This is a genomic window from Candidatus Protofrankia datiscae (assembly GCF_000177615.2).
Classification (GTDB): domain Bacteria; phylum Actinomycetota; class Actinomycetes; order Frankiales; family Frankiaceae; genus Protofrankia; species Protofrankia coriariae.
Genome location: NC_015656.1, coordinates 4,137,634 through 4,151,067 on the forward strand (window position 1 = coordinate 4,137,634; position 13,434 = coordinate 4,151,067).

Annotated in this window: 16 protein-coding genes and 1 tRNA gene; 6 read left to right on the plus strand and 11 right to left on the minus strand. The window is 67.8% G+C overall.

Annotated features, from left to right (window positions below; translation table 11 throughout):
* Nucleotides 1–13: 13 nt before the first annotated feature.
* From FSYMDG_RS17280 to FSYMDG_RS17300, 5 genes are all read right to left on the minus strand, one after another.
* Nucleotides 14–385: a HepT-like ribonuclease domain-containing protein gene (locus FSYMDG_RS17280; protein ID WP_013874677.1), complete on the minus strand. Its 372-nt coding sequence runs from the start codon at nt 383–385 to the stop codon at nt 14–16.
* Nucleotides 375–665 carry a nucleotidyltransferase family protein gene (locus FSYMDG_RS17285; RefSeq protein WP_013874678.1) on the minus strand — a complete coding sequence of 97 codons (291 nt, stop codon included), beginning with the start codon at nt 663–665 and terminating at the stop codon, nt 375–377. Before FSYMDG_RS17285 ends, FSYMDG_RS17280 begins: the two co-directional genes overlap by 11 nt.
* Before the next feature lie 214 nt (nt 666–879).
* On the minus strand, nt 880–1,950 hold the full coding sequence (locus FSYMDG_RS17290; RefSeq protein WP_013874679.1) for a DUF4037 domain-containing protein: 1,071 nt from the start codon (nt 1,948–1,950) through the stop codon (nt 880–882).
* 45 nt (nt 1,951–1,995) lie between these two features.
* Nucleotides 1,996–2,514: an inorganic pyrophosphatase gene (locus FSYMDG_RS17295; protein WP_202797637.1), complete on the minus strand. Its 519-nt coding sequence runs from the start codon at nt 2,512–2,514 to the stop codon at nt 1,996–1,998.
* Nucleotides 2,515–2,992: 478 nt separating this feature from the next.
* Nucleotides 2,993–3,778, minus strand: coding sequence for a helix-turn-helix domain-containing protein (locus FSYMDG_RS17300; protein WP_013874681.1), 786 nt, complete (start codon nt 3,776–3,778; stop codon nt 2,993–2,995).
* Between the two features lie 151 nt (nt 3,779–3,929).
* On the opposite strand from FSYMDG_RS17300, the gene FSYMDG_RS17305 reads away from it, so the two are divergent.
* Together FSYMDG_RS17305 and FSYMDG_RS17310 are read left to right on the plus strand one after the other, a co-directional pair.
* Complete coding sequence (locus FSYMDG_RS17305) at nt 3,930–4,283, plus strand: nuclear transport factor 2 family protein (RefSeq protein WP_013874682.1); 354 nt, start codon at nt 3,930–3,932, stop codon at nt 4,281–4,283.
* A 33-nt stretch (nt 4,284–4,316) separates the two neighbouring features.
* Nucleotides 4,317–5,882, plus strand: a complete 1,566-nt coding sequence (locus FSYMDG_RS17310; protein WP_013874683.1) for an MFS transporter — start codon at nt 4,317–4,319, stop codon at nt 5,880–5,882.
* Nucleotides 5,883–5,943: 61 nt separating this feature from the next.
* Here FSYMDG_RS17310 and FSYMDG_RS24800 read toward each other — a convergent pair whose 3' ends face one another.
* A complete protein-coding gene (locus FSYMDG_RS24800; protein ID WP_013874684.1) occupies nt 5,944–6,201 on the minus strand; it encodes a hypothetical protein in 258 nt (85 codons plus the stop codon).
* Nucleotides 6,202–6,494: 293 nt separating this feature from the next.
* Here FSYMDG_RS24800 and FSYMDG_RS17315 point away from each other — a divergent pair, with 293 nt between their 5' ends.
* The 4 genes from FSYMDG_RS17315 to FSYMDG_RS26395 all read left to right on the plus strand — a co-directional run bounded on the left by FSYMDG_RS17315 (nt 6,495) and on the right by FSYMDG_RS26395 (nt 9,664).
* Nucleotides 6,495–7,262: a helix-turn-helix domain-containing protein gene (locus FSYMDG_RS17315; RefSeq protein ID WP_013874685.1), complete on the plus strand. Its 768-nt coding sequence runs from the start codon at nt 6,495–6,497 to the stop codon at nt 7,260–7,262.
* Between the two features lie 66 nt (nt 7,263–7,328).
* Complete coding sequence (locus FSYMDG_RS17320; RefSeq protein ID WP_043603915.1) at nt 7,329–8,198, plus strand: hypothetical protein; 870 nt, start codon at nt 7,329–7,331, stop codon at nt 8,196–8,198.
* 888 nt (nt 8,199–9,086) lie between these two features.
* The gene (locus tag FSYMDG_RS17335) at nt 9,087–9,296 is read left to right on the plus strand and encodes a hypothetical protein (RefSeq protein ID WP_013874689.1); all 210 of its coding nucleotides are present in this window, start codon (nt 9,087–9,089) and stop codon (nt 9,294–9,296) included.
* A complete protein-coding gene (locus FSYMDG_RS26395) occupies nt 9,293–9,664 on the plus strand; it encodes a hypothetical protein (RefSeq protein ID WP_013874690.1) in 372 nt (123 codons plus the stop codon). The genes FSYMDG_RS17335 and FSYMDG_RS26395 overlap by 4 nt, the downstream gene beginning before the upstream one ends.
* A 15-nt stretch (nt 9,665–9,679) precedes the next feature.
* Here FSYMDG_RS26395 and FSYMDG_RS17340 read toward each other — a convergent pair whose 3' ends face one another.
* The 5 genes from FSYMDG_RS17340 to FSYMDG_RS17365 form a co-directional block, all read right to left on the minus strand.
* On the minus strand, nt 9,680–10,081 hold the full coding sequence (locus FSYMDG_RS17340; protein WP_013874691.1) for a HepT-like ribonuclease domain-containing protein: 402 nt from the start codon (nt 10,079–10,081) through the stop codon (nt 9,680–9,682).
* Complete coding sequence (locus tag FSYMDG_RS17345) at nt 10,078–10,365, minus strand: nucleotidyltransferase family protein (RefSeq protein ID WP_043603921.1); 288 nt, start codon at nt 10,363–10,365, stop codon at nt 10,078–10,080. Before FSYMDG_RS17345 ends, FSYMDG_RS17340 begins: the two co-directional genes overlap by 4 nt.
* 180 nt (nt 10,366–10,545) lie before the next feature.
* Nucleotides 10,546–10,619 (minus strand) — tRNA-Ile (locus tag FSYMDG_RS17350).
* A gap of 495 nt (nt 10,620–11,114) precedes the next feature.
* Nucleotides 11,115–12,292 (minus strand): IS3 family transposase gene (locus FSYMDG_RS17355; RefSeq protein ID WP_085948540.1). Its coding sequence is split into 2 segments (ribosomal slippage): nt 11,115–12,031 and nt 12,031–12,292, totalling 1,179 coding nucleotides; the frame shifts between segments, so codons are not numbered across the junction.
* A 20-nt stretch (nt 12,293–12,312) separates the two neighbouring features.
* Nucleotides 12,313–13,398, minus strand: coding sequence for an ADP-ribosylglycohydrolase family protein (locus tag FSYMDG_RS17365; RefSeq protein WP_013874693.1), 1,086 nt, complete (start codon nt 13,396–13,398; stop codon nt 12,313–12,315).
* Nucleotides 13,399–13,434 lie beyond the last annotated feature (36 nt).

The following is a 13,434-nucleotide window of genomic DNA, read 5'->3' on the forward strand; positions in this document are numbered from 1 at the left end:
GGCAAGCGCGCGGTCAGTGCGGCTGGTCGAGTTGGCTGGCGATGAGTGGGAACTCGGCTTTGAGGAGCGTCAGCAGTTGCTCCTGGAGTTCCCGCAGCGCGGTCGTGGCGATTCGCCACACGATTGACCAGTCGACCTCGAAGTATGCGTGAACGGCGATGTTGCGGAATCCTGTGACAGGCCGCCACGGCAGGTCGGGCCAGCGCTCGCGGACCTCGGGGGATACTCGTCCGGCCGCCTCGCCGATCACCAGGAGTTTCTGGAGGACGGCACTCTGGATCAGATCGCTTTCCAGGAACGCGGCCTCGTCGACATCCTGGACGAACGCCGTCGCGGCGACCGCGGCTTCGATCATGTCGACGAGGTAGAGCTCATCACGCCGCATAGAGGACCCGAGCCTCCGCGAGCACCCGGTCACGGATGACCCACTTCAACCGGGACTTGGGCACCAGGTCGACGGGACGTCCCACGATTTTTTCGAGATCATCTCGGAGGTCGACGATCTCGAAGCCAAGCATCGAGTTGGGCGCCAGCACGTACAGCAGGTCGACGTCCGATTCGTCGGTGTCGTCGCCGCGAGCCACCGAGCCGAAGACGGACAACTCGGCGACGCCGTAGCGCCGGCACACCTCGGCGATCCGGCTGTCACGAAGGTCGACGGTCACATCGCCATTATCGCCAGAGACAGCCACAACCGCACGACTGCACCGCCTCACGCGCGACGCCCGCCGGCGTCCTGCGTGCCGTGCGAACCACCACCCAGCTGCGACCCGCAGCGTCGCAAAGCAGTCCGACGCACGAGGTGCATCTGCTCATGCGTCCCAGTCGCCGGCGCCGCCGAGTTGCTCGATCCACTCCGCGGACAGCTTGCCGCGAGATTCATGCCCCGAGTCCAAGCGTGGGGGCATAGTCGCGGCGGCGGTTCGGTTGGGTGAGGATCTCGACGCTGTCGATGGCCTGGTCGATCGCGCCGGGGAGATGGCCGAGCGGGCCGTCGGGTCGGTGTCCGAGCCCGGTGAGGAGGGCTCGCAGCTGCGGATCGCTGATCGCATCGGTCAGCGCACGGGTGAGGCGTTGCGCGCCGAGTACCTGGATGTCCCGGGCATGAAAGCGGCGCGGCGCGGGGTCGACAGGCTCAGCCAGACCAAGCCGGTTCGTGACGTCGGCAAGGTGACGGGCTGCGGCGCACAGCGCTGCTTCACGTTCCCGCCACCGCGTCGCGCTGAGCGTGCGGTGCAGGTGCCGACCGACCTGGTCGGCGAGGGTCAGCTGCGCGAACGCGGTCATCAGCCACTTGCTGTACGGGGCCCAGCGGCGTTCGAGGAGAAAGCCGATCCGGACAAGGTCGCGGGCCACGCGGGCGGCGAGCATGCGCGAGCCGAGGTCGTCCCCGCGGCCGCCGGTGCGGCCGACGAACGGTTCTTCCTGACTGACCCGCAGCCAGCCGGCCGCCAGGACATAGCGCCAGACGTCGTCGGGGTACCAGGTCAGTGCCCGACGCCGCGCGGTGAGTAGATCGAGCGGGTCGTGCAGGACCACGCCGCCCGTGAGGCTGGCCATGATCTGGGTCGGGGCCAGCAGCCAGTCCGCCAGATCCATCCCGCAGGCGGGGTCGACGCCGAGCCGGTCGAGAAAGAACGCCTGCGCGGTGGTCACCTCCACCTGGTGCTGTGGTCGGCCGTCGTGTCGGTCGCTGTCGGGGTAGACGACCGGGAAATCGTCGAACCGAGCTGGCAGCCTCTCCAGGGCGACGCCGATCGGCGTGGTGTCGAGATCTGGAGGGACGAACAGTTGCACGCGGGGGCCGAAATCGTGGTCCGTGGAGACCTCGTCGTCGAACCCGAGTACCTCGGACCCCTCACCGAGCAACGCGGCAGCGTGAGGCACGTCCGCGATCAGCGGCCGAACCGCCCGCTCGTAGAACCGTCGAGAAAGATCGCGACCGGGCACGGCTCAGCGATCCTCCTCAAGGCATCCCGTCATGTGCCAGGCCTCTTATCGTCCCCGCTGCTGCCACGTCTGCGCACCCAGTTTTTCGCCAGCCGTCGGGCCGTCTGAGCCAGTGGCGGTCTCCAGGTTCCGCCGCACGAGCAGGCCGCCGATCCCCAGGAGGTCGTCGAGTAGTCGCCGCACACGCTCGATCTCGTCGGCGGTGCAGTCGATCAGGACCTTGACCTCGACGTCGCGCTTGCCCGGATTCGCCGTCACAAAGAATCCCACCACGCCAGCGCCGACGGCACTGCCGCGGAAGACGTCCACACCGGCGCCGTCCGCGGCCACGGTGCCCTCCAGGTAGCCATAGTCGACGGGATACACGGCCTGCGGCACCCGCGGGTGCCTGCTGCCGGCCGGGCGGTCCACCACCAGTCGCGAGGTGGTTGTCAACTCGTCGAGGTTGCCGAACAGCCGTGCGCGGAACGTATCAGACATGATCTCCGCCGAATCGAGGACATCCACGAGCGAAGCCACGGACGCGAAGCGGTCAGGGCCATATGCATTGTCCTGCCGGCTCACGTGAGACCGCGGTGGCCGGGGCCACGACAACGGTGGACGGCGTCTGGACGTGGGCCACCGCTTGCCCAGTACCTCGGCGAGGCGGAGGCGGTTCGCATGGCCGCGACGTGGTCGTCCAGACGGGGCTCGAACCAGCTGTCGCGGTCCCGACCAGCACCGTTCCGCGGCGTTGATGCTGAAAGCGATAGATCGCGAACCGCATTCGCCCAGATCAAAGGCATGATCGAAAGTTAGGTGGACCCTGTGTACCAGCATCCGAACCGTTCGATCTTGGTTGCAGGCCCCGAAATAACCGTCCGCCCAGTCGCCACTCGAGCTCTGGCCAGGGGTAATGTCCAGTGACCGCGCCGACCGGAACATCGTCTACGGAATCGAACGTGCGTTCCGTCACCCTGGCGGTTCTGGAGGCTCTAGTCCGCCTGGCCACCGTGATCGTGGGGATCGTGGTCGGGCTGGGACTTGCTCGGCTGCCCGCTCCTCACACGAGCGCTCGCAAGCGGCGGGTGGTCTCAAGATCGGCGGGATAGAAGGACTCGATCGTGAGCTCGTCGACCGTGACGTCGCCGGCGGTCTCGACCTTCGCCGCGATTGAGAAGAACGACAGCTCGCCGGTCTCGTGACGGAGCCGTAGCGGCAGCACCACGTTGCTGGGCGGCAACGTCGAGTCGGTCCCGCCAGGGTAGTCGGCGAGCTCGTCGTGTAGTTCCCCTAGCCGTTCGTCCCCTGTCTCACCGGCTCGCCGACGCACCTGACCTAGCAGGTGCGCGCGCCATTGCGCGAGGTTCGCGATCCGCGGCGCCATCCCGTCCGGATGCAGACTCAACCGCAGCACGTTCACCGGCGGTTCGAGGAGACGCGGAGCGCATCCGGCAGTGATGACGCCGACCGCGGCGTTCGCGTCCAGCAACTCCCACCACCGGTTGATCATCAGAGCCGGGCACGGCTCGTGCCCGGATAGCACGAGGCGCAGCGCCGTCCGCACGCTCGCGAGTTCCGGCTCATCAAGCCCGTGCTGCGGGTACGCGGGTGCGTAGCCGCCTGCCAGGAGCAACAGGTTGCGTTCCCGCAGCGGAACGTTGAGGTGCTCGCTGAGCCTGATGATCATCTCCGGCGTCGGGCGGGACCGTCCCGTCTCTACGAAGCTGAGGTGGCGCGTCGATATCTCGGCCTGGTTGGACAGCTCGAGTTGGCTTAGCCTGCGCCGTTCGCGCCAGTCGCGCAGCAGCTGACCGACCGGGCGAGTGGGTAGCGCGGTGACGCTCATACCAGCGACCGTATCTCCCGCCTCGAGGGCCCGCGATTACCTCCCAGGTAACGAGAACGCATTACCTTCGAGGGAATCGACCGGCCCTTTTGTCGCAGGCAGGATCGTCGTCGTCGACCGACAAAACTCCGCTGGCGAAAGGAAGTTCGCCGTGTCTGATCTCCTTGACCATTACCTGGCGTGCTGGAACGAGACCGACGCCGACGCCCGACGGGCTCTGATCGACCGCTTTTGGAGCGCCGACCCCAGCTACGTCGACCCGCTGACGCAGGTCCAGGGCCGGGACGCGTTGGCCGCGACCATCGCCGCCATCCAGAGCCAGTTCCCTGGCTTCGTCTTCTCGCCGGTCGGCCCGATTGACACCCACCACAACGTCGCGCGGTTCACCTGGGGCCTGGGGCCCGAGGGCGCCGAGCCGGTCGTGGTCGGCTTCGACGTCGTAGTCACCGATGCCGACGGACGCATCGAGCGGGTGCTCGGCTTCCTCGACCGTGTGCCCGGCTGACCTTCCTGGCCTTCCCGATCAGGAGAGCAAACGATGACCACTCTCGCCGACGCCCGGCTGGTCCAGACCCGGCCAGAGACGATCGGCTGGGCGCCCTTGCTCGTGGTGCTCGCCGGCACGTTCGTCACCTTCCTCGATTTCTTCATCGTCAACGTCGCCCTGCCGTCGATCCAGACCGACCTACACGCCAGTCCAGCGGCGGTGTCCCTGGTGGCCGCGGGATACGGGCTGACGTTCGCGGCCGGAATGATCACGGGTGGCCGACTCGGCGACATCTATGGACGCCGCCGGATGTTCGCGCTCGGCCTTGCCTTGTTCACACTCACGTCCGCGGGGTGCGGCCTCGCCCCCACGGCCGGCTTCCTCATCGCTACCCGGGTGCTGCAGGGCGCGGCCGGCGCGCTGCTCACCCCACAGGTGCTTGCCATCCTCGGCACCACATACACCGATTCCCGGCGGGGCACCGCCTTCGCGGCGTATGGGTTCGCGATGGGCATCGCCGGTGTGCTCGGCCAACTCGTCGGTGGTGCGCTGATTCAGGCCGACGTTGCTGGTCTCGGCTGGCGGATGATCTTTCTGATCAACGTCCTGGTCGGCCTCGCAACGCTGCCGATGGTCAGCCGGCTGGTGCCGGAGTCGAGCGGGGCCGCGACACGGCTCGACCTGGTCGGGACGGCGCTGGGCGCGGGCGCGGTCACCGCGCTCGTCCTGCCTCTCGTCGAGGGACGTGAACACGGCTGGCCGATGTGGACCTGGCTGAGCCTCGCAGGCGCACCGGTCCTGGGCGTCTGCTTCGCCGCGCATCAGCGCCGTCGTTCGGATCTCGGCCGGGCACCGCTGGTGGATCTGGGGCTGTTCCGGGTGCGGACCTTCGCGTTCGGCTGCATCGCTGGGCTGACGTTCGCGCTGGTGCCGCCGTCGTTCTTCTTCGTCCTCGCGCTCTACCTCCAGCGCGGGCGCGGCTACGATGCGCTGTTCTCGGGAGTGGCGTTCACAGCGGTGGGGGCCGGTTACTTCGTGGCGCTGTTCGTCGCGACTCCGGTGGCACGATGGATCGGCCACCAGGTGCTCGCCCTCGGCGCGCTCCTGGTGGCGGCGGGCTGTGTCCTGCTAGCCGAGATGGCGCATGCCGGGTCGGCCTGGGACCTTGCCCCGGGCATGGCGGTCATCGGGTTCGGCATCGGGCTGGTGCTTGTGCCGCTCGCGTCGACCGTGCTCACCGGCGTCGACCCGCGGCACGCGGGATCGGCCGCGGGAGTCCTCTCGACGGCCCAGCAGGTCGGCGGGGCGCTCGGGGTGGCGGTCATCGGCATGGTGTTCTTCCGCTCCGGCGCGATCGCCGATGCCTTCGTCATCAGCCTCTGGGTGCTGGCCGGGCTCACCGGAGCCACCGCCCTCCTGACGCAGCTTCTTCGTCCGAGCACTGATTCGCCGGCACCTGATGTCGCCAGTATCCAGCCGGTCACGGATCGGGCCACTGACGTGGGCCGATCCGTGGCCTACGACAGCCCGGAGCGCGCGCCTGGCGATGTATGGAAAGCCACTCTCCGGGGATCCACGCGGGACCCCAGAGGGTCAGACTTCAACCGTCTACCGTGATGCGGTGATCTATGGAAGGCGTCGGCCCAACCACCGCAGTGGCCGGCCGACGGCGGCGTTCTCATGCCAACGCCGCCGCATGGACAAGGCGCAGGCCGGCGCGCAGTCCGTCGCGTAACCGGGCGGCGGGCGAGCGGCGTCGTGCGTCCTCCCGACCCCGGGCCTGCTGATGCAGGTAGTGCGCACAGGGCAGGCAGATCCCAACCTCGGGATGGCTGCCGAGCCGCACAAGTCCGGGCTCGGGATAGGTGCCACCGCAACACCAGCACACGCGCGGCTCGGCGGCGTCAGACTCGGTGGCCGTCACAGCGGTACTCACAGACGTCTCCTGCCCGTCATCGCGATCAGGTCGCTGTCCGGCTGGCAAGCAGGTCCTCGGCCAACTGGTCCAGGTCGATTCCTTGTCTGGTCAGCAGCAGCCGGACCGGGTGTTCCGCTCGCGCACCGCGAACAGACCACCCGTTCCGCCCGCCCGCGCACCCGAAGCCGCAGCTCGCCTGCGACGCGCTCGACACGGCCGTCGGTTGTCCTCCGAGTCTGGGAGGATCGGCGCCAGCATGCGGCTTCGGACAGAGGGCACGCCGCACGATGCAGGGTGGGGGAGGTGTTGGGTTGAGAGTTCAGGACGTCGGGTACGCCGAGCTCGCGACAGAGATGCCGGAGGTGCTCCGTTGCTCGTGGCACCGTCGCGGATCGGTCCCGCAGGGTGCGAATGCCACCGTCCTTCCCGATGCCTGTGCTGATGTGGTGGTCGACCAGTTCGGGGCCGCCGTTCTGGTCGGGCCGACCATGGCTCCACATCGACTCGAGCTCGAGCCGTCGGTCGTGCTGCGCGGGCTGCGCCTGCAGCCGTGGGCGATCCCTCTGCTCTTCCGAACGACGGCGAACGAGCTTCGGGATCAGGTGCTCTCGCTCGGTGACCTACTCGGGAGTCGACTCGCCCGTCAGGTCACCCATGACGTGTGGCGCGGCCGGGTTCCGTCGTGCTGGCGCACGGTCGATACGACGCCGTGGCAGATGAACCTCGTCAAGAGCCTGCTCCATGCGTCTGGCGGCGTTATCGAGCACACGGGACGCAGTCTGGGCGTTTCGGAACGCGAGGCCCGACGTACCGCGCGCCGACTGACGGGGCTTTCGCCCCGGGATCTCGCGCAGGTCGGTCGCCTGCACCGGCTCTTGCCTCTGATCGACCACAGTGACCACCCTCTCGCCGTGGTCGCTGTGGATGCGGGGTTCACCGACCAGGCCCATATGACGCGCGTCCTCAAGCTGCTGACCGGCACGACACCCCGGAGCCTGCGGGACGAGCGAGCCGGTGTCGACGCCTGGAGCGCAGACCGCATTCTTGCCGAGGTCGCGGATCTCCTCACCGGTGCGTGACCGCCCAGGGCACGCTCGGCCGATTCGTACAAGAGTCCGCGACGATCGGCGGGCATCGTCGTGCCCATGAGTATCGCCGTCCACTCCGCGATCCAGTTCGTCTACGCCAACGCGCGACTGCTCGACCGGCGCCGTCTCGAGTACCTGATGGGCACGACGACCGCCGAGCAGGTCATTGAGGCTCTCCGGCCCTATCAGAACGCCGATGGCGGCTTCGGGCACGCGTTGGAGCCTGATATCCGGGCACCCGGTAGCGAGCCGGCGGCCACGTTGCTGGCGCTGGAGACCCTCGTCGAGGTCGGTGTCACCCAACACCCGGTGATCGACGCCGCTGCCCACTGGGTGGCGTCCGCCGCATCACCCGACGGCACGCTGCCGCAGATGAGTGCGACGGGTGCCGGATATCCACACGCCCCGTTCATCAACCCGGGTGGCCCGACGTTCCTGACCTTTGCTCTCGCGGGTGTCTTGTGGCGAACCGAGACGCGATCCGCGTGGCTCGACCTCGCCACCGAGTGGTGCTGGCGAGAGCTCCAGGCCGTGGAGCGCCCCCACACCTACACCGTCGTATTCGCGCTTCGTTTCCTCGATGCCGTACCGGATACTGACAGAGCGTGCGGTGTCATCGATCGGCTCCGATCCCTGCCGGACGAGATGGGCTGCATCCCGGTTCCTGGCGGGCTCGACGATGAGCGGGTTACCCCTCTCGACCTATCCCCGCAGCCCGGCGCGCGTAGCCGCCGCCTCTTCACGTCGGTGCAGATCGCGGCCGACCTGGATCGCGTCGAGAGGACGCGGCTCGACGACGGCGGATGGGACTTCGACTTTCTGCACTGGTCGGCCGGTCAGGCACTCGACTGGCGCGGAAGCGTCACCGTCAGCAACCTCCAGCGGCTGCTCCGACACGACCGCATCACACCGCAGCCCGCGGCCTGAGGCCGCCGACCCACCACTCGACCGAGGAGACTCCTGTGTCCCACCACCACCATGCCATCGACTACGTCGAGTTTCCCGCGCCCGACCTCGCGACAGCTCGCGACTTCTACGCTCGGGCGTTCGGATGGCAGTTTAACGACTACGGATCGGAGTACGCCGGCATCCGCGGGCCCGACGCGGACTGGAGTGATCCCGCTTCCGTGGACAGCGAACCTGAGGTTCGCTGTCCATAGGGAAGGAGCGTCATGGGGTCAGCTCGCCGGAAGTTCACCCAGGAGTACAAATCCGAGGCAGTAAGGTTGGTGCTCGACTCGGGCCGGGCGGTGGAAGCCGAGGTCCCGGTCGGTCTCAACCCGTAGGATCGCCCGCAGCGCCTCCCGGTAGCACCGCTGCGGCCAGCGGATGACCCCGCGTTCCAGCTTGCCGATGTAGTTCCCGTCCACCTCGGTGATACGGCCATCCCGGTGGAAGGTCCACCGGTTCACCCGTTCGGCCAGCTCCTGCCGCGACAGCGGCTCCCCCGGGATTTCGGCAGAACCGGTGCGCAGCCGGGCGGCGCGCAGTTGCTCGTTCGGTGACACCGCAGCCCGTCTCACAGCGTAAGCGTACAAGTGCGGACACGACCTGACGGGTCTTCGTACGGCGCAGGCGTGCGGACTTCCGATCCTCCCCCGGTATCCCCCGAGTGTCCCTCCGGGATCTCCCACGGTGAACGTCCCGACAGGGAGACGAACGCGATGGACTTTCGGCAGCGGTTCCGGCCGGGCTGACAGCGGTCCCCCGGCACGGCGCCGCACCTCGCTGGTTCCGGGCGGGTGCCTTCCCGGGCCACACACGGCCCGCCCGGAACCAGCCCTTCTCCTTCCCCGACCCACGGAGGCGATTCACGTGCACGACGAACAGGCGTTGTACGGGCTGGTCAGGTTCGCCGGGGTACACCAGCGGCAGGTCACGGGCATCGTGCTGGTCTTCGAAAGCGCCGCCGCGGCCGACCAGTTCGCCCGCACAGCGGGCATCGACGCCTACGCGGTCGGCCCCGTGGAATTCCTCGCGACCACCACACCGGCCGCCGCCCACCAGGCCGGAGCCAACCGGTGAGCGCACAGAACCTCCCCCGGACCGCGGCGGCGCTGCGCGCCTACGCCCTCGCCGTCCTCGCCCGCGACGCCGCCTACGACCGCCACCCCCACGGCTACCCCGTCCTGCTCACCACCGACACCAGCGGTCCACGTCGGGCGGCCTCTGTCTGGCTCGGTCTTCTTCTGCCTGGCCAGCGGTTTGGGACTCCGCTCGCCAGGCAGCCAGTCCACGGCTACCACCGAGGGTCGAACCCCGGGACCGCGACTCACCCCAAAGTGGTCAGATGCATACCCATTCATACACATTGTTATGGCAGGAGATTCCAGTACTTCGGCCGCCTCCGTGTCCCACAGGTGACCGATTCGGTCTCATCATCGACGAAGTAGGACGACGATCCACGGTCAGCGCTCAGGATCTTCCGCCGCATGGCTCCCGGCAATACCGTCCCTGTGGGACGTCAACTCGTCGAGGATGCCCTGTACCTGTTCTGCCAGGCGTGGGACGTCGATGCTCGCGGCCGCCCACAGAACGTCGAGGTCAACCGCGAAGTAGTCGTGCACCACACGGTGACGCATACCGACGATCTGCCGCCACGGCACCTGCCGATACCGGCCGGTGAGCTCCGACGACAGCCGGAACGATGCCTCGCCGATCACCTGTACGAGATGGGTGAGCACGATCTGCACATCCTCGTCGGCGTCGTACCGCTCCCGGCCGCGCCGCACCCGGGCCGCGATCTTCTCCGCCGCGTCCAGGATGTCCGCCAGCCGCTTCCTCGTCCCGCCGCACAGACAGCCGTTCAGACCGGCACAGCTTCGGCGAGCACCCGGTCACGGATACGTAGCTTCAGCCCACCCTCGGTGGCGACCTGCGTGAACACACCCAGCAGGTCCTCCACCGCGAGCGCGAAAGCCGCCATGTCGAAGTATCCGTGACCAGGCCCGACATCGATCAGCAGATCCAGATCACTGGACCCTGTGGCCTCGCCACGAGCCACTGAGCCGAACACTCGCACATTCCGAACCCCGAACCGACGCCCGGCAGCAAGAATCTCCTCGCGATGCGCACGCACCTCGTCCAACGTCACCGGAGACCGCTCCCCCGCCTCCCGCCTTGCCGAGGCCAGCGACGTCTCCCAGCGGGCACATCCCAGCCCGTCTCCCACAAGTCCTCCCCCGCGGAGTAGCGTCGTTAGCAGATTTTTAGCAAGATTCTGAGTGCGATCGGATAGAGATCGCCTACAGGCCCGTGACCTGCGCAGACACTGTGGGGCGGGTGGGACTCGAACCCACGACCGACGGATTATGAGTCCGCTGCTCTGACCGACTGAGCTACCGCCCCCTGATCGTCCCACCTTCCGGGCCAAGCTGTCCCGTCTACTGCCCCATCTAGTGGAACATGCTTGCCCTGGGTGGTGAGACGTGCTGACCGGCCGAGCATATCGCCGCCGTGCAACCAGAGGAGATCGTCGCGTCCGGATGAGGTCGTCGGTCTCTGGTAGTAGCTCGGACGAGTCGGATGACTGCGGAAGAAGCAGGCAGCGTAGGCCGGATCGGGTCTCGGGTCAGAGCCAGAGGCGTATCAAGACGGATCAGAGCCGAGTCGAAGCCCGGTCCGGCCATGCCTGCTCAGAGCCGGTGGGGGCCGGAGCTGGCCGGTCGATGCCGGCTCGAAGTCATCGGCCAGGTCAGGTGCCCGGGTAGCGGTCGAACCAGGCCGGTGTCGCCTCTCCCCAGCTGTCGGAGGTCTCGGGGGCGCCGGACGTCTCCAGGACGAAATCGTCGGCGTGAGGTGCTGCCCATTCTACGGACACGCGATAACTGGACTATATCAGCTTTACGCCGCCTCTGGTATTGATGTCCGACTCGTCAGGTAGAGACGTTCGACGTGTTCCGGGGTGTGGTAGCCGAGGGTGGAGTGGAGTCGCTGCCGGTTGTAGAAGACTTCGATGTACTCGGCGATCGCACTGCGGGCGGCACGACGGGTTAGGTAAATTTCCCGATAGACGAGTTCGTTTTTCAGGGTGCCAAAGAAGGATTCGGCGGCGGAGTTGTCCCAGCACACTCCGGTGGCGCCTACGGAAGGTCGCACGCCGTGTCGTGCCAGCGTGCGATGGTAGGCGTCGGACGTGTATTGCGTACCGCGATCCGAGTGAAAAACCGCGTTCGGTGCAAGGGTGGTGCGGGACGCGGCCATGGTGAATGCGTCGACGACGAGTTCGGTCCGCATGTGACTGGCCATCGACCAGCCGAGAACCTTCCGTGAATAGCAGTCGATGACCGTGGCGAGATACAGCCAGCCTTCGCCGGTACGGACATAGGTGATGTCACCGACGAGCTTGGCCCCGGGGCGGGTGGCGGTGAAGTCGCGGCGGACGTGGTCGGTGGGCACCGGCGCCTGGCCGGGGATCGTGGTGCGGCGGTAGGCCCTGGGCTGGCAGGCCTTCAGCCCTGCTCGGCGCATGATCCGTCGGGCGAGGCGGACCGAGGTGGGCTGGCCCGACGCGGTCAGAGCGGCGGCGATCCGCCGCGCGCCGTAGGTCTGGCGCGAGGCGGCGAACAACGCCCGCACCTGGGTGTCCAGGGTGGTGTGCCGGCGGGTCCGGGACGACACCGGTCGCTGGTACCAGTCGTAGAAACCGGACGTCGACACCACGAGCCACTGGCACATTTTGCGTATCGGGTAGTTGTCCTTCTCCGCGGCGATCAGCTCGAACTTATCGATCACTGATGGCGTTGCGCGAAGAAGGCTGCCGCTTTTGAGAGGAACTCGCGCTCCATCCGGAGTTCCCGGTTCTCCTTCTCCAGCTCCCGTAGCCGGGCACGCTCGGACATCGACAGCGGTTCTTCTTCGCCTTGGTGGGCCCGACGCCAGGTGGCCACCCAGCTCCCCAGGGTTCCCTCGTTGATACCGAGGTCCTTCGCGATCGCCGATACCGGCCGACCCGAATCGATGACGAGTTTCACTGCCTCGTCCTTGTACTCGGGCGTGAACCGCCTCCGGGACTCAGTCATCAATCTCCTCCGCTCACGGATCAATTATCCCACATAGGGATCACTGTCCGAAGAACGGGGACCACCTCAGCGATCTGGCGGACGAGGGTGTGGCCTTCAAGTTCGGCGAGCCGGTCCGCGGGCAGGGCGCCCTCGCCGAGCATGGTGCCGACGATGTTCCCGCAGATCGCGCCGGTGGAGTCGCTGTCCCCGGAGTGGTTCACCGCGGCGAGCAGCGCCGTCCACGGATCCGCCGGCGCCGCCACGGCGCAGTGGACGGCGATGGCCAGCGCCTCCTCGGCCACCCAGCCGGCGCCGAGGGACTCCACCCGCTCCGGGGTAGTCGGTGTGCCGTCGGCTGCCGCCGTCAGCGCGGCGCGCAGGGCGGCGGCAACCTTCTCGCCGTTCCGTTCGGAGGCGAGCCGGCCGAGGGCCGACTCCACCGCCTCGACAAGGGTCTGACCGTCGGCCACCACATTGATGATCCAGGCGAACGCCGCCGCCGCAAGGTAACCAGCAGGATGACCGTGGGTGAGCACAGCGCATTCGGCGGCGAGTTCCCACGCGGCTTCCGGCCCGGTCGGCAGCAGCCCGAACGGCGCCGAACGCATGACCGCGCCGCATCCCTTGCTGTTCGGGTTCGCGGGATGCGCGGGCGTTCCCATCCGTGGCATTCGCAGCCCGGACAGGCATGCGTTGCCGGGGGCGCGCCGCGCGTACAGCAGCGGCTGGCTAGTCAGCCAGCCGTCACTTTCCGTATCGGCTGGCGGCCCGGGGTGCTCCTGGGTGGCCAGCCAGCGCTGGTATGCCCGCCACACCACCGTCGGGTAATGGCAGATCCCCTTGGAGCGGCCGCGGACCGACGCTCGGATGAGCCCTTCGGCGGTGAACAGCGTCATCTGCGTGTCGTCGGTGATCGGCGCGTGTACGCCGTAGGCCGCCGTCAGGCCGCGCACCCCGGCCGGCCCGTGGACGCGCCGGATCTCGTCCAACGACAGGAACTCGATGCCGGCCCCGAGGGCGTCCCCCAGTGCTCCACCGAGCAGGCAGCCACGTACTCGGTCCCGACAGGAAATCCCGGAATTCTGCCCCGGGGCCACTGTGCGCTCCTTCGCTCGGTCGCTCATTTTTGACATGCTCCTCGTATTCGTCGACATGGTTTT